At 43.0% G+C, this 20,777-nt stretch carries 15 protein-coding genes and 1 pseudogene; 5 read left to right on the top strand and 11 right to left on the bottom strand.

Annotation, left to right across the window (positions count from 1 at the left end; all coding sequences use genetic code 11):
• Positions 1-733: 733 nt before the first annotated feature.
• The 4 genes and pseudogenes from nadB to MAS10914_RS35470 form a co-directional block, all read right to left on the bottom strand.
• Positions 734-2,404 carry an L-aspartate oxidase gene (nadB, locus tag MAS10914_RS0110250; RefSeq protein ID WP_026082460.1) on the bottom strand — a complete coding sequence of 557 codons (1,671 nt, stop codon included), beginning with the start codon at positions 2,402-2,404 and terminating at the stop codon, positions 734-736.
• A gap of 221 nt (positions 2,405-2,625) precedes the next feature.
• Positions 2,626-3,066, bottom strand: coding sequence for a photosystem II complex extrinsic protein PsbU (psbU, locus tag MAS10914_RS0110245; RefSeq protein ID WP_017315843.1), 441 nt, complete (start codon positions 3,064-3,066; stop codon positions 2,626-2,628).
• A gap of 467 nt (positions 3,067-3,533) precedes the next feature.
• Positions 3,534-4,274, bottom strand: a complete 741-nt coding sequence (locus MAS10914_RS0110240) for a DUF3120 domain-containing protein (RefSeq protein WP_017315842.1) — start codon at positions 4,272-4,274, stop codon at positions 3,534-3,536.
• Positions 4,275-4,385: 111 nt separating this feature from the next.
• Positions 4,386-4,706 (bottom strand): annotated as a pseudogene (locus MAS10914_RS35470) (1-acyl-sn-glycerol-3-phosphate acyltransferase); the annotation flags it as partial.
• Positions 4,707-4,801: 95 nt separating this feature from the next.
• On the opposite strand from MAS10914_RS35470, the gene MAS10914_RS0110230 reads away from it, so the two are divergent.
• The 4 genes from MAS10914_RS0110230 to MAS10914_RS0110215 all read left to right on the top strand — a co-directional run bounded on the left by MAS10914_RS0110230 (position 4,802) and on the right by MAS10914_RS0110215 (position 8,416).
• On the top strand, positions 4,802-5,002 hold the full coding sequence (locus MAS10914_RS0110230; protein WP_017315840.1) for a hypothetical protein: 201 nt from the start codon (positions 4,802-4,804) through the stop codon (positions 5,000-5,002).
• Positions 4,983-6,863: a proline--tRNA ligase gene (locus tag MAS10914_RS0110225; RefSeq protein ID WP_017315839.1), complete on the top strand. Its 1,881-nt coding sequence runs from the start codon at positions 4,983-4,985 to the stop codon at positions 6,861-6,863. The genes MAS10914_RS0110230 and MAS10914_RS0110225 overlap by 20 nt, the downstream gene beginning before the upstream one ends.
• 63 nt (positions 6,864-6,926) lie before the next feature.
• Positions 6,927-7,736 (top strand): LmeA family phospholipid-binding protein, encoded by an 810-nt coding sequence (locus tag MAS10914_RS0110220; protein ID WP_017315838.1) that lies wholly within the window; start codon positions 6,927-6,929, stop codon positions 7,734-7,736.
• A gap of 65 nt (positions 7,737-7,801) precedes the next feature.
• Positions 7,802-8,416 (top strand): GerMN domain-containing protein, encoded by a 615-nt coding sequence (locus tag MAS10914_RS0110215; protein ID WP_026082459.1) that lies wholly within the window; start codon positions 7,802-7,804, stop codon positions 8,414-8,416.
• 52 nt (positions 8,417-8,468) lie between these two features.
• Here the strand turns inward: MAS10914_RS0110215 and MAS10914_RS0110210 are convergent, their stop codons facing one another.
• From MAS10914_RS0110210 to MAS10914_RS0110180, 7 genes are all read right to left on the bottom strand, one after another.
• Positions 8,469-8,813 (bottom strand): ArsR/SmtB family transcription factor, encoded by a 345-nt coding sequence (locus tag MAS10914_RS0110210; RefSeq protein WP_017315836.1) that lies wholly within the window; start codon positions 8,811-8,813, stop codon positions 8,469-8,471.
• Positions 8,814-8,887: 74 nt separating this feature from the next.
• A complete protein-coding gene (gene accB, locus MAS10914_RS0110205; protein WP_017315835.1) occupies positions 8,888-9,436 on the bottom strand; it encodes an acetyl-CoA carboxylase biotin carboxyl carrier protein in 549 nt (182 codons plus the stop codon).
• Positions 9,437-9,566: 130 nt separating this feature from the next.
• Positions 9,567-10,124: an elongation factor P gene (gene efp / locus MAS10914_RS0110200; RefSeq protein WP_017315834.1), complete on the bottom strand. Its 558-nt coding sequence runs from the start codon at positions 10,122-10,124 to the stop codon at positions 9,567-9,569.
• Positions 10,125-10,474: 350 nt separating this feature from the next.
• Positions 10,475-13,087, bottom strand: a complete 2,613-nt coding sequence (locus MAS10914_RS0110195) for a CHAT domain-containing protein (protein WP_017315833.1) — start codon at positions 13,085-13,087, stop codon at positions 10,475-10,477.
• Positions 13,088-13,138: 51 nt separating this feature from the next.
• Positions 13,139-14,458, bottom strand: a complete 1,320-nt coding sequence (locus MAS10914_RS0110190; RefSeq protein WP_017315832.1) for a hybrid sensor histidine kinase/response regulator — start codon at positions 14,456-14,458, stop codon at positions 13,139-13,141.
• Entirely contained in the window at positions 14,455-17,265 is a 2,811-nt protein-coding gene (locus MAS10914_RS0110185) for a CHASE2 domain-containing protein (RefSeq protein WP_017315831.1), read from the bottom strand. The genes MAS10914_RS0110190 and MAS10914_RS0110185 overlap by 4 nt, the downstream gene beginning before the upstream one ends.
• Before the next feature lie 129 nt (positions 17,266-17,394).
• A complete protein-coding gene (locus MAS10914_RS0110180) occupies positions 17,395-18,051 on the bottom strand; it encodes a DUF928 domain-containing protein (protein WP_232224142.1) in 657 nt (218 codons plus the stop codon).
• Between the two features lie 834 nt (positions 18,052-18,885).
• Between MAS10914_RS0110180 and MAS10914_RS0110175 the strand changes: the two genes are divergently transcribed.
• Entirely contained in the window at positions 18,886-20,487 is a 1,602-nt protein-coding gene (locus MAS10914_RS0110175) for an NF038122 family metalloprotease (protein WP_033365812.1), read from the top strand.
• The last annotated feature ends 290 nt before the right edge of the window (positions 20,488-20,777 follow it).

The raw sequence follows: 20,777 nt of genomic DNA, 5'->3' as shown, positions 1-20,777 counted from the left end.
TAACATAGCGTAACAAACTCCACTACATAACGTCGTATCTCGTCTTACAGCAATTTTCGGGTAAATAGACCACATTGTAGAGACGCGCCATGGCGCGTCTCTACAGAGATTGAAATGAGTGCAGATGTGGTTCATTGATTTGAAAACCGCTGTAAAATTAAGATTCTGTTAAGTGAAGCCTAGGATACAAATTCAGCCCTTTTAATCTAGTACAGGAAGTCCCTCTTAAGGTAGATGTGAATAGTTGTCTGTGAATAATAAAACTTAACTTAAGATAGAAAGTAGCAAAAATAGCATCGTCGTTAAGCTACTAGATATTACCGAAGGTTGCGAAAGTTAAGTGCTTATGCGGTTGACAGAGCTAATGTTAAGAAATATTAAGCAATACATACTTTTGTAAAGTATAAAAAAAACAAAATTAAAGCAACAACAAAGGGAATCTACATAGGGATATGAGAACTAGCTTGAGACTCACTAGCGTTGCGATATTATTTATCGGAGCTTGTCTGATAACTTCCAAAAAGGTTGATACTGCGGTTGCGATGGGTTTTAACACCAGACACAATTATGGCTTGATAAATCTCCAGCTTGATTCTCAATCAAAGCAAGTTATTTCGAGTGATAACTCTGAGAGTGAGTACGAGCCCCCAAATTATGGTGGTCCTGATAGCCAGCATGGTAGCGGGACTCGATAGACGATTCAAAATATGCTTTACGGGTACGCTACAAGTTCTTAATCAACAATGGGAGATTTCCACCAATTGGTTTGTTGTACAAGTGTGTGGACTTGCCAGTTAGGGTCTAGCTGAGGATAATCTAAGCGGTAGTGTCCTCCCCGGCTTTCGGTTCTAAAAGCAGCACTTTTTAGAATTAAATAAGCGACATCCAGTAAGTTGCGAGTTTCTGCCCATAGTCGCAATTGCCGTTCAACATTAGGTAAATCTAAACGAGCTGATTCTGTAGGACGTAAAGACAATAAGAATTGACTGACAGGCAAACCAGCAAAATCTTGCTGCCAAGATTCAATAGTTGCGATCGCACCTTCCAACCCTGATTGCTCCCGGCAAATACCTGCACTTTGCCAAACCAGACGCGGTATTTTCTGCCGTAGTAATTCTAAGTGTTCTTGCTGATTTTGCCATTCGTCTACATCGGCGCGAAATTCCTGCACAGGAACTGGCAAATCTGCTTGTGTACTGGCATCTTTAATCTGAAGATAAGCCATTTGAGCGCCAAATACAATACATTCCAGCAAGGAATTACTTGCAAGGCGATTTGCTCCATGCACTCCAGTACTTGCAGTTTCTCCCACTGCGTATAAACCGGGAATATTTGTCTGGTTCATTAAATCGCTAACAATACCACCCATCCAGTAATGGGCAGCAGGGGCAACGGGAATTGGTTGTGAGAAGACATCCACACCCCAGTGCTGGCAAACTTGGATGATATTAGGAAAGCGATGGCGAATCTTTTCGGCAGGGATGGGACGCATATCTAACCATACATGAGCAGTTGCTGGGTCAACGCAAGTGTGTTGCAAGTGCATAAAAATTGCACGACTAACCACATCTCTGGGAGCAAGTTCACCCGCAGGGTGATAGTCAAAAGTGAAACGCCGCCCTTCATCATCGACAAGGTGTGCGCCCTCGCCACGTACAGCTTCACTAATGAGAAAGCGGTCAGCACCGGGTTTAGTCAAAGCCGTGGGGTGAAATTGCACAAATTCCAAATCCCGGAGAATAGCCCCAGCACGCCATGCCATCGCTACCCCATCACCTGTACTAACCGCAGGGTTTGTGCTTTGGGCAAACACTTGACCGCCACCACCTGTTGCCAGAACCACGGCATTTGCTCTGATCCATCTGACTTGACCTTGATAAAACAGGCTAATTCCTTGACAACACTGTTTTTCTGGTTCTAGCCATAAACTTAACGCCAAAGCTTGTTGAATAACTTGAATGTTTTGGCGTCGTAGGACTTGGGCAGTCAGAGTCGTGATCACTTCCCTACCTGTGGTGTCTGCGGCGTGGAGAACGCGGTGGCGAGAATGAGCAGCTTCTAAGGTTAAAGCCAACTGGCTGCCATGACGGTCAAAGGCTACTCCCAATTTTACGAGGGATTGAATGCAGCTAGGAGCTTGTTTGGCAAGGAATTCTACAGCTTTTGCGTCGCACAAGCCAACACCTGCGTGTATTGTATCTTCAATATGTAGAGAAGGAGAATCTTGTGGGGCGATCGCTGCGGCAATGCCACCCTGCGCCCAATCACTAGCAGAAAGAGAAACTGTTTCTTTGGTAATCAAGCCGACTTGCAACTCGGCAGGTATGCATAGTGCTGTGTATAGTCCAGCAGCACCAGCACCGACAACGATGACATCAAATTGGCTAGGAATATCTATCACCAGGCAAGGCAGGGTGTGGGGTGTGGGGAGGGAGAGGGATGTATAGGAAGTAGGGGGAGTGGAGGAAGATGGGGAAGTGGGAGAATAGGGAGAAGTATTTTCTCCCTCTACTGCCCTTACTCCCCCCTACTACCCCTACTCTTACTTGCCCTCTTCCTGAATAAACTAATTCCCACTCCTAGAAAGGAGTGGGGGAAGTGCGGCTTAATCAGCTGCAAGTAGGATTACCTGTAGATACCGTTGTTGAAGCGGTCGTCACCTTCAGTGAAAACAGATTCCACTTCTGACACAGTAAAGTGATCTAAGTTACCTTGCAGAACTTGTTTCTGATGTTCACTCAATCCTGCAATTTCCAACACATCCTCGACTTTTTGGTAAGGAGCATTCTTAATGAGTGTCCTTGCGAGGGTTGGATACAGTCCCGGGTACTTTTGAAAAGCTCGCACGTTGGTATTATTCAAATCAATTTTTTTACCGTAAACCTCGGCCAGTTTAGCGTCTGCACGGTTGCGGAGGGTTTGAGTTCCCTCAACTGCTAGAACTGGAATTGAACGAAAAGCAATTGAGTTGAAGTCAGATGCTTGAGCTATCTGAGGAGTTCCCAGCCATCCCCAACATCCTAACAACAGACTAAACACTGTTAATAAACGCACCAATCGTTTCACTATTTTTTACCTCTTTCCATCCACTCTAATTGAAATTAAAGCCTTAAGCTAAAAGCAGTCAGTGCAAAGAAAGTGCTGAGCAATAAGTGCTAATTGTTGAGTATATTGACTCATTATCCCACTCTTTACTGTGTACTTTTTATGCTTTGACTGATAACTGATAGCTTAATCAACACAGCAGTATCAGAAACTAATATACAGCGTATTAATATCCACAAGACTTACCGCTACTAGGTTTGACCATAGTTTTGCCAAAAATTCTTCGTAAACACTGCTGTGGAGCTTAATAAACGCTAAAGCAGAAGAATTGCCCAATCCGGACTTTGGGTATCTGAAAATCTTTGAGGTAAAGTGAGGCGCTCTGAAAATGAGCCATGATTTTGCTAGACCTACATCAAACTTAGGCTTTTAATAAGATTTTTGTTTGGTTTGTTTGGTAAGAGGAGCCTACTAGATGTTGCGGTCGTTCACGCTAGAGCTGCAGCCAGTAAAAACAGGCAGTCTACCAAAATAGTACTTAAAACTGCTCCACTAAAAGCGTACCAGTGCCGCTGCTTCTTGGGTAAAGGCAAAATCCCGACCGTCAATAGGATTGTAGCGAGAATGAGCGCCCAGCCTTGTCCCCAAGGCGTTTGTACTTGCGCTACAGCACTTTGCAAAATTGATGTCACCTCAGCTGTTGATTCTACCTGCATAATTTGCTGCCAATAAGGAATTAAATCTACCAGGTAGAAATACACATCGGTCAACGCTGTACCAAGTAATGAACCTAAATAAAACCAGTGACCTATTTTGCCCCAGTTACGACTTAGACACCACAAAGCAAATGGCAAACCTATAGACTCCACAGGTAGATGCCATAAAGGTTCCCAGCGCAACCAGCCCCAATAAATTGAGCCTGCTAACCAACTCCAACTGAACCCTAAGAGCAAATCTCCCCACGTATAAGTGGAGGGATGCGACATTAATTTAAAACTTAGCCAGACCCAACCTACTGTTAGGGCTAAACTTAGCCACGGAAGCGATCGCACTAGTGGTGCTTCAATAAACACAGGCACAGACACCAGAAACACCGCCGCCGCAAATACTAACCATGCTGGTTGGGAGGCGACTTTCCACATCAAAGGAATTTCAGCGCTTTTCGTGGGCTGAACTTGTTGGATCGTAGAAGTAGAAGCAGCGTAAGAGGACAATGTATTGTTAACCAATGTTTTTAATATTTGTTACTTATCTTTATTTTATTTAAGATATCACAACATTAATCCCCCCTAGGGGCATTTTGATTTTAGCTTAATTTGAGATTTCATTTAGCCAATATGGTGGGAGCCAGCCCATAGAGAAATTCCACGATCATAGATAAAATGGGCATGAATCGGAGGCTGTAGCGCTCTACCCTTGTGTCATGCTACTTTTGGCAAAATCTGGGAAAGCAAGTAGACCAAACAAATTGGGTCTTCTGTCTTGCGATGGCGAAATGCTATTAAAAAAGGGATTTTACGATCCTGAAACTGACGATACAGATCCAGCAAAACCTCTACGTTGTCTGCTTCAATATGACTAATTGCCGCTTTCGAGTGTATTAAGCTGGGCAGAAACAACTGACAGACTTGTAGAAACAGGGGGTCTAGCGCGGGAGAGATAAATTCTCGGGGTGGCTATGCTTGATAAAAGACATCGGGCAAAGTGATTATCTCTTCAAGTCGCGAGCGAACATTTCAAAAGGGGTTTATAAAGTATGCTGGTTGATGTTTTAGCGACTGGAAGTTACACGGCTATCACACAGCAGTTGTTAAGAAAGCGGATGTATAGCCGCGATTTTAATCGCCTGGTACTTTATAAACAAGCTCCTAAACTTAAATTAACTGAGATAGAAATTATCGAATTTGGAAAGGGGATGAACGATGCGACTGTCACAAATGTTATTCGTCACACTTAGGGATGACCCAGCAGATGCGGAGATTCCCAGTCATAAACTCTTACTCCGCGCAGGCTACATTCGTCGCATCGGTAGCGGTGTATATGCTTATCTTCCGCTCATGTGGCGGGTACTGCAAAAAGTTTCTCAAATTGTTCGCCAAGAAATGAACGCCGCTGGTGGACAAGAATGTCTCTTACCCCAACTCCAACCTGCTGATTTATGGAAAGAGTCTGGACGCTGGGACACTTACACCAAAGCTGAGGGGATCATGTTCGCCCTCAAAGACCGTCGCGACCAAGAACAAGCGCTAGGACCCACTCACGAGGAAGTCATCACGGCAATTGCTCGTGATATGATTCGCTCCTACCGTCAGCTACCACAGTTGCTCTACCAAATTCAAACTAAGTTCCGCGATGAAATCCGTCCCCGTTTTGGTTTGATGCGTGGACGAGAATTCATCATGAAGGATGCTTACTCCTTCAATATAGATGAAGAAAGTCTGGAAAAAAGTTATCAGGATATGCACACCGCTTACTGTAATATACTACGGCGGTCTGGCTTGGCTTTTCGTGCCGTGCAAGCTGACTCTGGGGCAATAGGTGGTTCTGCTTCTCAAGAATTTATGGTGCTGGCGGAAGCTGGCGAAGATGAAGTCCTCTACACTGAAGATGGGCAATACGCGGCTAACGTGGAAAAGGCGGTTTCTTTACCACCTGAGGTGGAACCTTCGCCGTTTACCAGTTATGAAAAACGGGAGACACCAGAGAGCCAGACAATTGAGAAACTCTGTCAATTCTTGAAATGTTCCCCCACCCAAGTTGTGAAAAACGTCCTTTACCAAACAATTTTTGATAATGGGACAACAGTGTTGGTGCTGGTGAGCATCCGAGGCGACCAGGAAGTTAATGAGGTCAAATTACAAAATGAGTTGACGAAATTAGCTCCTAAGTACGGTGCTAAGACGGTGATCAAAGTTGCAGTACCAGATGCAGAAGACCTGAAAAAATTGGCAGTTGAGTCTTTGCCTTTAGGTTATATTGCTCCTGATATTGCAATTTCAATCCGTGATCGGGATTCAGACACAACAACCGCTACTATAGATACGATACCAGATTCAGTAACACGTAGTGTATTCGACTCAAATGAAAACCCCCATAAGTCCGCTAAGGATGTTGCCCCTCGCTTTTTATGTTTGGTAGATAAAACAGCAGTTGATTTAAAAAACTTTGTGACGGGTGCAAACGAATCTGGTTATCACGTCGTTGGGGCAAATTGGGGAGAGCAATTTCAGTTACCAGAACTGGCGGTAGATGTACGGAAGGCAAAATTAGGCGATCGCGCTATCCATAATCCCGAGCAAACTTTACAAAGTGCCCGAGGAATTGAGGTGGGTCACATTTTCCAATTAGGCATTAAGTATTCCATCGCAATGGGTGCAACTTATACCAATGAACAGGGTGAAGAGAAACCTCTATTTATGGGTTGCTATGGTGTAGGCGTGTCACGCTTGGCTCAAGCTGCTGTAGAGCAATCTTATGATCAAGATGGAATTATTTGGCCCGTAGCGATCGCACCCTATCACGCGATTGTTACAATTCCTAATATTAACGATACCCAACAAGTGGAAATAGCAGAAAAACTCTACGCCCAACTTAATCAAGCGGGAGTTGAAACCTTGCTTGATGACCGTAATGAACGGGCGGGAGTGAAATTCAAAGATGCGGATTTGATTGGGATTCCTTACCGAATTGTCACTGGGCGAGCAATTGCCAATGGCAAAGTTGAAGTTGTTGAACGAAAAAGCCGCAAATCACACGAAATTGCGATTGCTGAAGTTGTATCTACATTAAAGCAGTGGATGAATGAGGCAATGTCGTGAGTTTGTAGTAGGCGCTACCATCGCCTACTACAAACTATTTCCTAATCCAATAATTATGGACAAATGGAATTTTTCACACTCCTTGTATCTGGCTTATTGGGTTTAGTGACCCCGGTAGGACTGGTGGTAGATCGAACTGCTGAAAGTGCTATCCGTTCCCAGTTGGAGCAGGTTGAACAATTGCAAGTGCGAGTTGACAATGCCCCAACTCATCAATTGCTGCAAGGCAAGGTGGAAAGGGTGCGTGTTGCAGGACGTTCTTTGCAACTCAAGTGGCAAGAAATTCGCATCGCGGCTTTAGAATTAGAAACCGATGCAATTGAATTAGAACTGGGTAGTCTTGGGCAAAAACGACCTAAATTCAAACGACCTTTACAAGCTGGTGTCCGTTTGGTGTTAACTCAGCAAGATATCAATCAACTCTTACAATCACCAGAATTCATGACCTTGTTGCAAAAGCTAAAAATTAACACAGACGATTCGTCAAAGACAGGGGATAAGTCCGGATATAATTTTGCTAATCCAAATGTAAAATTTTTTGCAAACAACCGCTTTGGTTTCCAAGTAGAATTACAGGAGAAAGGTCTGGAGAAACCCTTGTTAATCAGGGTGGAATCAGGATTGCGTATTGTTGGTGGGAAGAATATCCAGCTAGTTGAGCCAGTTGTGACAGCCAATGGTGAACAGGTTCCACCTCAATTTGTCAATGCAATTGTGGACAATATCAACAAACGATTAGATTTAGGAAATTTGGAAGATGACGGTCTACAAGTGCGGCTTCTAAAATTGAATATAAGACCAGAAGAATTAGAGACTGCCGCATTTTTACGAATAGAGCCATCCTCTAGGTTTTTGGAAACCCCCGGCTCATGAGTATCGTCGTTAACCAGGCTTCTCCTCATAAAAATACTATTTCAGCCCAAAGGAAGGTTTTCAATATGAAAGAACAGCAAGGATCTCATCGTATTTCTCCAGGTGTTATTGCATCTGTTTCAGCAGCAGTGATTGCCGTGAGTAGTGGTGTTGCTTATTTTACGTGGAAATCCGCTAATAATCCTCCAGCACCAATCCCTGCTCCAGGAGAAACTCAACCTCCGCGCTCAACCAACCAGTTTGGTATTGAGCGAAATGCTGAAGTCTTTTGGCTGCAAGACACTGGCACTGGTTTTAAATTGGTTCCGCAAACAGTTCAAGTTAAAGCAGGTGGGAATTCGCCTAACCAAGTTTTAGAAGGAGCTTTCCAACAATTATTAGCAGGACCGACAGAAGGAACGGAGTCTACCACGATTCCAAAAGGAACCAAGCTGCTGGGTGTTAAGGTGGCAAATGATGGTATCCACGTTAATTTATCGGAAGAATTTACCAGTGGAGGTGGTAGTTCTTCAATGATGGGTCGCGTGGGGCAAGTTGTCTACACTGCTACAGCCTTAAACAATAATGCTAAAGTCTACATTGAGGTAAATGGCAAAACTTTGGACGTTTTAGGTGGTGAAGGTCTGGAGTTGGAACAGCCACTGACCCGTGAAAGCTTTGAGAAAAATTATTCACTTTAGTTATTAGTGAGTGGTGAGTGGTTAGTTCTAACCACTCACCACTAACAACTGACTACTTGCTATTTAAAATGCGAAAGTTACGGGCTTGCTGTTCTAACCTGGAGGCAAGCCGATCACAAACCCTGTTGCACAATTCAAAAATCATTTCATCTTCCACTCGGTAGTAGGCAGAAGTTCCTTCACTGCGGCGGCTGAGGATTCCTGCTTGCCACATTACCTTCAAATGTTTTGACACATTAGCCTGAGAAGTCTGTGTTGCCTCTACCAGTTCTTGCACACATTTTTCTTCATCCCGCAGCAAATGTAACAGCCGTAGGCGCATAGGTTCACTCAAGAGGCTGAAGTATTCAGCTACTTGTTGCACAACTTCTGGCGGTACAGGCAACGCTTGTTTCATCAGGGTAGACCCGTAAGGACTCAACTAAGACATTTAACAACGAGGCATAGAGACATAGATATATAGATTAATACTTAATCTGGGTTAATTCGCATCAAAGGCTGACCATATTCCACTGGTTCACCGTTCTGAACGAGAATTTCTATCACTTGTCCGGATACTTCTGATTCAATTTCATTCATGAGTTTCATGGCTTCTATGATACATACTGTTTGACCACTCCTTATGCGATCGCCCACTTCCACAAATGCCGATTCACTTGGACCAGGAGCGCGATAAAACGTTCCCACCATTGGTGAAGGGATGTCAACGAATTTCTGTTCTTTGACTGAGGGAATCAGTGGCGACTGTACGCCCCCTGTATTGCTATCAAAGGCGCGAGTTGACGCAGTTTCTGTTACGGTCGGAGGGGATACCACCAAAGGTACCGACGGTGAAACTGGCGTCAATCCCGCTCCTCCAACCGCGCCTAACACCGCTTGACCTGCTGACAACATTTGATGAGTGCTTACAGCCTTACGAACCGTTAGTTCAAAGTCGTCACTTTTGAGCGTGACTTCTGCAATATCGGTTTGTGCAATAGTTGTCAACAGTTGGCGGATTTCATTAAAGTCCAATGGCACAGCTTTTCTTACCTCATGCAATTAGGTAGTAGATATTTATCTAACTGAAAGTGAATTTGATAGTTAGGCAGGGATGTAAATCCCTGTCATAGATGAAAATCGGGATTTGCATCTAGAGGTGAGAATAAAGTTACTCCCTGCCAAGGTATGTATCGTTACGAGTGTCTATGCGGATGCGTTCTCCTTGGGAAATAAACAGAGGAACCATCACAATTGCTCCTGTTTCTACAGTTGCAGGCTTGGAACCACCTGTTGCAGTATCGCCCTTAACACCTGGGTCTGTTTGCACAATTTCCAACACCACAGAGTTAGGCAGTTCTACTTCTAGGACTTGGTCGCCCCAGCGAACGACGTTGACTTCCATACCTTCTTTAAGGTATTTTACGCGATCGCCAATCTGCGCCGCACTCAATCTGCCTTCTTCGTAGGTTTCCATATCCATAAAGACGTATTCGTCAGCCTCTTTATAGGTATGCTGCATTGTGCTTTTTTCCAGGTTGGCTTGCGGAACTGTTTCGCCGGCGCGGAACGTTTTTTCCACCACGCTCCCACTTTGGGCATTTTTTAGTTTCGTCCGCACAAAGGCAGAGCCTTTCCCTGGCTTAACGTGGAGGAATTCCACAACTCGCCACACAGACCCATCTAATACTATCGAGACACCAGGTCGAAAGTCGTTACTGGAGATCATGAAGCTTTCACATTTTGGAAGACAATCGGGATTTATTTTAACCCTCAATAGGAGTAATTAGTCATTACTCCAGCGTTATTAGTTATTAGTACTCATTGGCAAATCTAGCTGAGTACCAGTACTAAAGGATATGGGAGCTAGGGGCGTATAGTAGCTCAATAATATACCAACGTACTCAAAAGTTGCTATAAGCAACGACACACCTATCGTAGAGACGATTAATTGCTTGTTTTCAACTGTTGCGACTACTAAAAAACACAGCAGCAATGATCACTAAACCTAAAAGCGCTAAAGGCACCCAGAGATTGGGGAGATCCGACAGACTCATAAGAAGTTGTTTGAAAACAGAATTACAACCAATTTCCCACTAAGACGAACGATGCCCAATAAAAGGGATGGGAAAAATCTTCATTTTGCAAAAATGCCAATTGGGTTTGTCGCAAGGCTTCTGCTTTAGTTGCTCCTGGTTGGCTGAGTTGTTTATAAAACTCCGCCATAAATTTGGCTGTAGATTCGTCTTTGACAGCCCAGAGGGTTGCTAAGGTACTACGCACCCCGGAACGGACTGCAACTCCTGCCAATCCTAAGATAGCGTGGTTGTCCCCTTTGGCTGTATCGCAGGCGCTGAGAACCAATAATTCCACTGGGCTAGCTTTGTCTTCGTCTCTAGATTTAATTAATTCGGCTAAGTCCTTTATCTTAATCTTTTTATCCCAGGTAAGTATAAAAGTCTCATCAGACCTACTACTAAACTGACCGTGAGTAGCCAGATGCAAAATCGAGAAAGGCTTCGATTGGATGGCTTTTCGTAGATTGGCTGTGGTAAAAGTTTCATTTAAAAGGAGTTGGCCGTTAACTTCCGAGGCAATTTTTTTGACTTCCAACTTTACTGCAGGCAAGGCGTTAAACCCTGGGCGTGCTTCACTCAGTCCCGCTGTAATCACTTTCAAATTTTCCCCTTTGAGCGATCGCGCCTGCAATAGCTGCATCCCTGGTGAGAGAGCAAGGCTATATTTCTCTATCAGATACTGTTTGCCATCATGTAAAGCCGCCATCGGCAGATTTCGCAAGGAACCATCTAGCACGAATGCCAGAGTTTTCACCCCACTGGTGGCTAACTGAGGCTGGGCTGGACGAATCAGCCAGTCATAGAGCTGTTGATACAGCTCCAAACGTTCTTCATTGGAGTAAGCGGGATTGAGGGATTGTCGCATCTGTTTGATGCTGTTCTCGATATCAGCTTTCGGTAGAGAAGTTTTGTAGCTCGAAATAGGTTTTCCGGGAACAGAGACAATGACTTCCACGCGATCAGCCAAAATAATCGGATAAATAACCGCTGCTGTCTTATCTATTTGGTCAATCTGCTGCCGTTTGGCTTCTAAACAGGCTTCGCGAAGGAAATTGTCTAATTCGGCTAATTGCAGGGCTTCTATTGTTTCCCTGGCTTGCTTTAAGTTTTCTTGGCTGGGGTTGGATTCTAACAACAAATCCACTAATTCCCGATAAACCGGTTCCACACTCTGTTCAAAAGAAAATTGCACATCCTGATTAATCGTTACCAAGTCATTACGCAGAGACTTGAGGGCATTGACGGATAAATTGTATGCTACTATCGCAGCCTTAGTATCTCCCTGAATTTTGCGGATGCGCCCGATTTGCCAATAAGCTTGATAGGCAATATCAGCAGCGTTAATTCCCTCGGCAAGTTGTTGGGCTTGTTCGGTCAGTTTCAACGCCTCAGCGAGCTGCTGTGTTTGGAGGTATAATCCTCCTAACTCAGTTAAGGCATAGGCTTTGGCTCGCATATCCCCCAAGTTTTCTGCTTGCTGTACACCACGAGCCAAAACCCGCGCTGCTTGCTGGTGGTATTGTGCAGACTCTCCTCTATCCCGTCTCGCCAACTGAGAAAGACTACGGGCAAAGTTCACAGCTGCATAGATAGACGTGCGAGAGGGGGGAAGGTTATCCAGTTGAGATTTAATTGGCGCTAATAAAGACTGAGCTTGTCCCCACTGTGAGGTTTGTGTATAAAGACTGAGTTGATTCAACTGGGCTTCTACTTCCACGCGGGGATGAGTTGCCTTCGCTGCTGCTTGTTGATAGTAATTCAAAGCTACTTGCTTTTGCTGTAAGTCTCTTGCAGTATTTCCCAATCGAAAAAGAATATTACTGGTGTCTGCACTAGAATTGAGGCGCTCACTAATTGCCAAACTTTGCTTTAAGACTTCCTGGGATTTTTGTAAATCTCCTAGCACTTGTAAAGCAACTCCCAGACTTTGCAATGCTTGCACTTTCAATTGGGAATCAGGCTGAGTTTGCAGCTTTTTATTGACACTTACTAACAGATTCTGCGCTTTGCGATAAAATCCTAAAGATTGCAAGGCTTGGGCTTGGTTAATTTGGCTACCTATTTTCCCCACTGTATCGCCAGCAGCAGCATAGGCGCGTTCTGCTTTCTGCCAACTTTTTAGGGCGTCTTCCCCTTTTCCTAGTGCAAGTTTGAGATTTCCTTGGGTATTGAGAGCTACCGCTAGAGGAGCCGGATTCCCCTTTTGCTGTTGTAAGAGATTGAGGCTGTTGCTAATGGCTTTCTCTGCCTTTTGCCACTGCCCCAAATGTTGATAGGTTAAAGAAAGATAGCTCAAACTCCAAGCTTGATTAATAATATCGCCTTGGCGTTGATAACCAGCTGCCGCCTCTTCCCAAAGTTTAACCGCCTCAGCAAAGCGTCCTGCTTCAAACAACGTCTTGCCTTCATCAAGTTGGGATGTGGCATTTTTGCCTGGAGATTTTCCATTCTTTGCGGCATCAAAAGTTACCAAACCAGCCTTTCCAGTTTTTAACCTCAATCCCAAATCATTTTGTGCCAATGCTGGAAAATGACTCGTTAGCAGCAAAAATGTCATCAGTCCCCAGCAGGGAGTGTAGTTCACTGATGTCATCAGCTTACGCTTGTTACACATATTACTTTTATTTTTTTTAGCTAATCTAATTTGAAAAAACCTTCTGCCTTCTTATTTAATTGGAATTTCCATCACAAATTCTGTGCCTTCTCCTAATTCTGAAAAACAGCGAAGCTTACCATTATGCTTTTGTTCCACAATTTCTTGAGAAATTGATAATCCCAAACCTGTTCCTTTGCCTACAGGCTTAGTCGTAAAAAATTGTTCAAATATTCGTTTTTTGACATCGGGTGACATTCCTGGTCCATTGTCTTTTATGGAGATAATGATATGCGTCTCCGTTTCATTTACTGCTGTAGAAATATGAATAGTGCCTTTAATCTTTTTGCCTTCTTTAAAAATTTTATGAGCAGCTTCATCAAAAGCATCTATAGCATTACAAATAACATTCATCAATACTTGATTGAGTTGTCCAGGAAAGCATTCAATTTTTGGTAACTCACCATAATCTTTAATGACTTCCACTTCTAAACGATTTTTATGATTCTGCAGACGATACTTCAAGAGTACTAAGGTACTTTCAATGCCTTCATGAATATCAAAAGTGGTTTTCTGGAAAACATCGGAACGAGAAAAAATGCGTAGACTACTACTGATTTTGGTTATCCGTTCTACACCCACATTAATCGATGAAATCAGTTTTGGGATGTCTTTAATCATCCTGTCTAATTCTATGTCTTGAGCATCTTCTATAATTTCCTCTACTGGATTAGGATAATATTGACGATAAAGTTTCAAGTGATAAAACAGGTCAGATATAAAAATTTCCAGATAGCTTAAACTACCATCTATAAAAGTAAGAGGATTATTAATTTCATGGGCAACACCAGCAACTAACTGACCGAGGGAAGAAATTTTTTCATATTGCACTAGCTGGAGTTGAGATTGGTGTAATTTTTGGAGTGCTTTGGAAAGTTCTGCTGTGCGTTCTTGTACCCGTTTCTCTAGCTCTATATTTTGGACTGCAAGTTGTTGCGTCAAAAAATGCAGCTTTAAATGGACGTTAATTCTAGCTATGACTTCTTCTGGTTGAAAAGGTTTGGTAATGTAATCGACTGCTCCGAGAGAAAGACCTTTGACCTTATCAATGGTGTCTGAAAGAGCGGTCATGAAAATTATGGGGATTTCCTGAGTCATAGAATTCCCCTTGAGTTTCTGGCAAGTTTCAAATCCATCAATTCCCGGCATCATGACATCTAATAAAATTAGGTCAGGACGAGCATATTCTGCTTGCTCAATAGCACTTTCACCATCAGTAGCAACCAAAATTTCCCATCCCAAATGGGCAATGGCACTAGACAGGACTTTCAGATTTGTGGGATTATCATCGACAGCTAAGATGATGGCGTTTTGAGAGCTACTAGGATTCATGGAATTTTACTCTGGAAAGATTGAATGAATTTACGGATATTCTTGATTTGGAAGTTGTCAGCCAATTGACGAACTTCTGTAGTAAACGGTAGAAATTTATCATCTAATCTCTCCAGTTCATCCAACAATATCTCTATACCTTGAATATTCCCTCTCATAGCAAAATCTAACAATCTTTTCAGTTCCGCTGCTGCTGGGGGTATTAATTCTGTCTTGGAAACAGCAGATGGAGTAGGGGAAGATATTTGCTCTTGGCTAGTGGTTTCTTCATAAATCCATTCCAGTTGTAAATACTTCTTAAGCAGCTTCAGCAGCTCGTCGATCTGGATTGGTTTAGGCAAAAATTCATTCGCCCCTGCTTGCAAGCTTTTGTAGCGGTCAACCTCAAAGACACTGGCAGAGGAGGCAATAATTGGCAGATTTTGCAGTTTAAGCGAACTCCTAATGGTACCCATCATTTCCAAGCCATCCATCACTGGCATTGCGATATCAGTTAATATTAAATCTGGCTGAATTTCCCCGAATTTTACTAAACCCTCGTGACCGTTGGTAGCCTCAAAGCATAAAAATCCAATGGATTCGAGTAGTTGGATGACAACGGAACGATTGTGCGATTGGTCATCGACAATGAGAACTTTTGGCTTTTTCTCTTGAATACCAATAATCTTTTTATCTTGGACTACGGTGGCTGTATTGACCCAGTCGCAGGCTAGCAATAAGTCTAGATTTAACCAAAATTTACTGCCAACGCCCAAAGTACTTTCAACTTGGATTTTACTTCCCATTAACTCAGCAAGTTTAGAGCTAATTGTTAAACCCAAACCTGTTCCTTCTGTTCTGTTCTTTTTTTCGGACACCTGTTCAAAAGGCAAAAAAATCTTTTTTATTTGTTCTGGTGTCATCCCTACTCCGGTATCTTCGACTAGGAATCTCACTTTGTGGATCAGGGATTCGGCTTTTCTGTGTGTTTCTAATAACTCTACTTTGAAAGTGACTCCCCCATTTTCAGTAAATTTAATGGCATTACCCAGTAAATTAATTAATATTTGCCGCAACCGTTTTTGATCAGCGCAAACACATTCTGGGAGAAAGGGATCGCCTTGGTATATAAAAAATATACCTTTTTGGACAGCACGGATCCGACACATTTCCGCCACTGCCGTTAAGAAGGACGAGAAATGAAAATCACTCTTGTATAGTTCTAGTTTGCGAGATTCAATTTTAGACAGGTCTAAAATATCGTTGATCAGGGTTAGCAGGTGGGAACCACACTGATGAATGATGCGAATGCCATCCATCTCAGATTTCATCAGGGTGGAAGAGCGTTGCAGGATTTGTGCGTACCCTAGAATACCGTTGAGGGGTGTACGCAGTTCATGACTCATATTTGCCAGAAATTCGCTTTTGGCAAAGTTTGCAACATCAGCGGCGATTTTGGCTGCTTCTAATTCTTTGGTGCGCTCTCTGACTCTTTGCTCGAGAGTGCGAGAATACTCCTGTAGTTGCTTGTTGGCTTGTGCTAGTTTGAATTTTTTATAAAAGTTGGCAGTGATAATTGCACTGCCAATCAGAGCCAGTAAGGGTGAAACTGAGGGAATCCACCAACCTACAAGAAACGCCAGATAGGCAGTCATTAAGATAATCGATATTGCAAATATTATTCCTATAAACAGCAATCCCCGAAATCGTTGCTGACGGTTGGAGTTGATATACAGCAATTTCCAAGTAAGACCACTACTAATAAAAGACCAGCAGAAAATCCACAGCCACTCTGCATGATAAGACCAAACTCGTATCAGAGGTCGTCCATCAATTGCTGCACTGATGATTTGACTGGTTAAATTGGCGTGAACCATCACCCCTGGCTTGGGTGTTCGACTATTATGTTGTGCATTCTTCCTGTAGCCTACGTAAAACTCGTCACGGATACTCTTGGCTGTGGTACCAATCAAAACAATGCGATCGCGTATCCGTTCCGGAGCCACAGAACCATTTAGCACTTCCCGCAGAGTCACTATATCAAAGCTATCCCCAAAGCCCCGGTAGTTGAGTAAAATTTGGTATCCCCCGATATCTGATCGTTGATAATTAAACTCCGTGCCCTTAAGAGGTGTAAATACCGCTTTCCCCAACTGCAAAGAATCTCCATTGTCGTCGAGGGGCTTTAAGGAAATACCTTGGCGTTCTAGATACATTACACTTAAGCGAGACGCTAACCCCAAAAAAATTTCACCTTTGTCATCACCAGCAGACAGCAAGCCTCGCCGTACCTTGCCATCTCTATCCTCAACCCAATCCACAAGAGCTACTTGGTCTTGTTGCGATAAGGTGCGGGGTGGAGGCACCTTGTGCGCTCCCGCCAGTTTCATGACACCAATCAAGTTCGGTGTAGACTTCATCACCTTAACCAAGGTCTCATGACCTGGTTTTACAGGCAAATCTCGATAAATATCTAAGCCAATAACTGCTGGTTGTTGTGCTTTCAGCTTGATGAGCAAATCAGCTAAAACACGATCAGGAATTGGCCATTTACCGACTTGGGAGATGTCTGTTTCATCAATGGCGACGATGAGAATGCGCTTTTCCGGTGGTTCGCTGGGACGCAGATTATAAAATTGCTCTAGGGTTTCCCACTCCAGCAGTTGGAACAATCCAGCCATTCCCCCAACAATGACGCAAAACGCCACACTGGGAGCTGTAAGCAGTACAAAGCGAAAGCGCCACTGCGTTTTGACCACCCTACGGATGAGTCTAGACTTCCAGAATGGCGAGACACGTTGAAATAAGGTTTTCCAATTGAACCGCATTTTGCTTTTGCTTGGGGTAAAGGACGGAGGGAGTGTTTGAGTGGGAGAAATTCGCTTTTTCTCACCCCTGCTCCCCTCATCCAAATTGCCAAGTTAGAAGGTCAGTGCCTAGGAGTCCCAGTCTGTTGATTAATTCGTCAAAGGAGCATGGGCGATCGCATTCAAACCCACATCATTTAACAGTTGTTTCCAGGAAGCTGTTATGGTTGCATTCTTAGGTTGGGCTTGCCTTAATCGGGCATGTTCAAAGATGGTATCATACCAAATACCACTTTTGGCTAAGTGAGAAACCAACTCTAAGGAAGGAGACGAATGACCGTGATTTTTCAAGCTAACAGGGGGATGGACTCGCTGAATCCATCCACTGACCAACGGACTATCCGGCTCTAATAATTCACCAGAGCAAATCATTGCCAAAGACCATTGATAATTCTTGCCTGTCTTGAGTCCAGGCACGGATTTTGGGAGTTTGATTGCCATCACACCAGGTTTTTCTGGCAAGTCGATGGTTGTTTGGTAGAGGTTTGTGTCTTGTTCATCTTGCACACTAAACAATGCTTTTTTGACGGTAGTTCGCGGAATGTAGACAAGTATTGCCGGACGCTCCTTGACAGTTAAGCCGATTCTGCTTGATGGAAGTAGGGGTGTTACCGAGTTGGTAGCGCTTGTTGTCTGAGCAAACAGGCAGTTGTCAGCTTGCCGGGAAGCTCCGCCTGTGGACTCCTTCGGTGCAAGTATCCGTGGTGGTTTGAATGTCACTTGGGCTGCACCTAGTGTTACCCACATAGGGGTAAAAGACAATGACATGAACAAGGCGCTTCCGAATAGACGGTATTTAAGCATAGAGTTACGCTGCTTTTGCATACAATACTTATGTCTATCGCTGGTAATAAAATACCAGTAATCATAATAGTTTAGTGTCTTTTTTTGTTCTAGACCATCAGTCAAACTGGTATTTTTTTTATGAGAAATAAACTTTTAAAGAAAACAGCACTTTTCTTATCAAAAAATGATGAGGTTATAATCAGGTTAACGAAGTCGTAGAAGAAATATGTAAATTGATAATCGCTAAATACTAGTTATAGCTCAAGCAACATAAATTTCATTCCCACTCTTAGGTTTAATGGGTTTGAAAATATACAAAATTATTATCTTTAACGTAATCATTATATCCCACTGACCCAATGTTTCGTATTTTTATAAAAAATTTATATCTCTACATAAATTTTTACAAAAAGTTTATATTTAACACTAGTGGGACTTTGTAAAAAACTAGGCTCAAAAGCGCCTCAGTCCCACAATAGCAAGGGTTTAACATTGATTAAACACCTTTGCTAGTGCTAATTGGGTTTGAGGTGCTTTTATCCCTATTGATGTATTTTCCTTATCCATAGAGCCTTTCAAGCAATTTTCATGCCTGAAAGTTTCAAAGTCTCACTAGATATGCTGATAATGGATATCACTCATTTTCAGTATTTTTACGTAAAATTTTCAATTTGAATATATTAATTCGATTAAAGAAAAATCAACATGAATTACATTAAAAATATAGAAATAGTAAGGCAGAAGATTTTCATGATTCTGAAAATAAAGCATTTCTTGTCAGTTGCAAAACTCGCGATGAAAAGCATTAGTAATCAGAAATCTACCATCTACAGTCGCTCAAATAAGAGAAATCGAGGGACTCGTCGTTGGAAGTTATCTTTGCTAACCTTCATTGTCTATGTTGTAGCTATTGCTAACCTCAAGTTAGTACAGGCAGACACAACATATACTACAACTGGAGCAACAACGACAACAAAATTCCAAATCTACTACGGACCTGAGACTACCCTAGACCAGATGATTGGTATGGAGTTGGCAGCCAATGTGTGGAGCGAATTCCTTGCCGATGATGTCACCATCAAACTGTTTGCTACGACCACTGATGCGGTACCTGAAAACGTTCTTGGAAGTGCAACAGCAGAGATGCTGGTTCCAAAGACTTCTTACCAAACTTTTCTCTCTAAGTTTAATGCAGATAGAAAATCACAAAATGATGGTACTGCCTACACAAACTTTCAGAAGATAGACGACGACGATGATGATTCTGGGTTGAGGGTGATGGTCAATAATCAGAAGGTATCGGATATTGGCTACATCAACTTTACCCGTGCTAATGCCAAAGCCCTAGGAATGCTTTCCAGTACAGACGCTGGTTTTGATGGACATATTGTCTTAAATAAAGACCTCACAAACCTAAATAGTGACCCAAACAACCCATTGACATGGAGTTATAACTACACAAACAACTCGATTCCGTCTAACAGCTTAGACTTTTTGACTACGGCGGTACATGAAATGGGTCATATGCTAGGCTTTCTTAGCGGGGTGGATAATCCCAACTTAATAACAGCGATAAAAAACAAAAAAAACTCTGGTGCAACCATAACAGATTCTGTTGTAGAGAAAAGTATCACTCCACTAGACCTATACCGCTTCTCTACTCAAAGCAAAGACAAGGTCATCTCAGGTGACGATGACAGTCCCGATATCAAGGGAATACCAGACTTATCAATTGGTGTCGATCCTTTCTTTACCTTTAACAGAGGCAATTCAAAGATTGAGGACATGACAAAAGGAGAAGATATCACCTTAGGTGGCGATGGTGAGCAGGCTTCTCACTGGCAAAAAGGCAAAGCCGGCATCATGGAACCCTATCTGGAAGCAAGTAAGAGAGAGGTCATCGCAAATACAGATCTCACTGCATTGGATTCAATTGGCTGGGATATAGATTCGACAGCTATAGAATTAGACCAATTAGGGGCTATCCTACCAACTCTATACAATCAAGCCAAGGCTACAGCAGAAAACAAGATGGCAAATTCCTCTACTTGGTTTCTGACCTCTCCCCCAGAACTGGTCAATCCTATAAGCGTGGATAACAGTAGTTATACAGGAGATGACGACGATGGTGATGATGATGAGAATGATGACGATGACGACGCAACCTCTCCCTTACTGTCTCCACAAGACCCATCTCTAACAAGTTATTGCAATGATACAACAAATTACAACACATCCGAGTGCATAATATGGCGCTCCTCTACTTACCAAGAATATTGGAAAGAGTATTTCCAAAAATTAGGTTTTCTGAACCAAAAATGGCAGCCAAATGCACTAACCACCTCTGATACCAAATCCGTGCCAGAACCATCTGCTACTAAAGCACCCCTCCTTTAGTAGGGAAGAAAGTAAGGAGGTAGGGGGTTAGGGTTCCCCCACTAGAATTGCGATAACTCTCTATTTTCTACACTTTAAAAACTATCAGATGCATGCTACCAATCACTTTATTAGAGGGGAAATACTTGTTTCCCCTTATTAGGGTCTTTCTGCTTTTGAATGCTCCTTTTATACTCTCTTACGAAAGTTTGTAATAAGGGCTTTAGCCCTAAAAACCCTTGCCCTGAGTACTAAAGTACTCACTACAAACCAGCTTGAGTACTTTAGTACTCACTACGAGCTAAGAGTGT

The sequence above is a fragment of the Mastigocladopsis repens PCC 10914 genome (assembly GCF_000315565.1).
Taxonomy (GTDB): Bacteria; Cyanobacteriota; Cyanobacteriia; order Cyanobacteriales; family Nostocaceae; genus Mastigocladopsis; species Mastigocladopsis repens.
Note: the sequence above shows the minus strand (reverse complement) of the source record. Positions and strands in the feature narration are given on the sequence as shown.

Coding starts and splice junctions, on each gene's coding strand:
- MAS10914_RS0110175 (WP_033365812.1), top strand. CDS start 18,886: ATGAAAAGCATTAGTAATCAGAAATCTACCATCTACAGTCGCTCAAAT.
- MAS10914_RS0110220 (WP_017315838.1), top strand. CDS start 6,927: ATGGAATTTTTCACACTCCTTGTATCTGGCTTATTGGGTTTAGTGACC.
- MAS10914_RS0110225 (WP_017315839.1), top strand. CDS start 4,983: ATGTTATTCGTCACACTTAGGGATGACCCAGCAGATGCGGAGATTCCC.
- MAS10914_RS0110185 (WP_017315831.1), bottom strand. CDS start 17,265: ATGCGGTTCAATTGGAAAACCTTATTTCAACGTGTCTCGCCATTCTGG.
- MAS10914_RS0110215 (WP_026082459.1), top strand. CDS start 7,802: ATGAAAGAACAGCAAGGATCTCATCGTATTTCTCCAGGTGTTATTGCA.
- MAS10914_RS0110180 (WP_232224142.1), bottom strand. CDS start 18,051: ATGTGGGTAACACTAGGTGCAGCCCAAGTGACATTCAAACCACCACGG.
- MAS10914_RS0110195 (WP_017315833.1), bottom strand. CDS start 13,087: ATGTGTAACAAGCGTAAGCTGATGACATCAGTGAACTACACTCCCTGC.
- efp (WP_017315834.1), bottom strand. CDS start 10,124: ATGATCTCCAGTAACGACTTTCGACCTGGTGTCTCGATAGTATTAGAT.
- MAS10914_RS0110210 (WP_017315836.1), bottom strand. CDS start 8,813: ATGAAACAAGCGTTGCCTGTACCGCCAGAAGTTGTGCAACAAGTAGCT.
- MAS10914_RS0110190 (WP_017315832.1), bottom strand. CDS start 14,458: ATGAATCCTAGTAGCTCTCAAAACGCCATCATCTTAGCTGTCGATGAT.
- MAS10914_RS0110230 (WP_017315840.1), top strand. CDS start 4,802: ATGCTGGTTGATGTTTTAGCGACTGGAAGTTACACGGCTATCACACAG.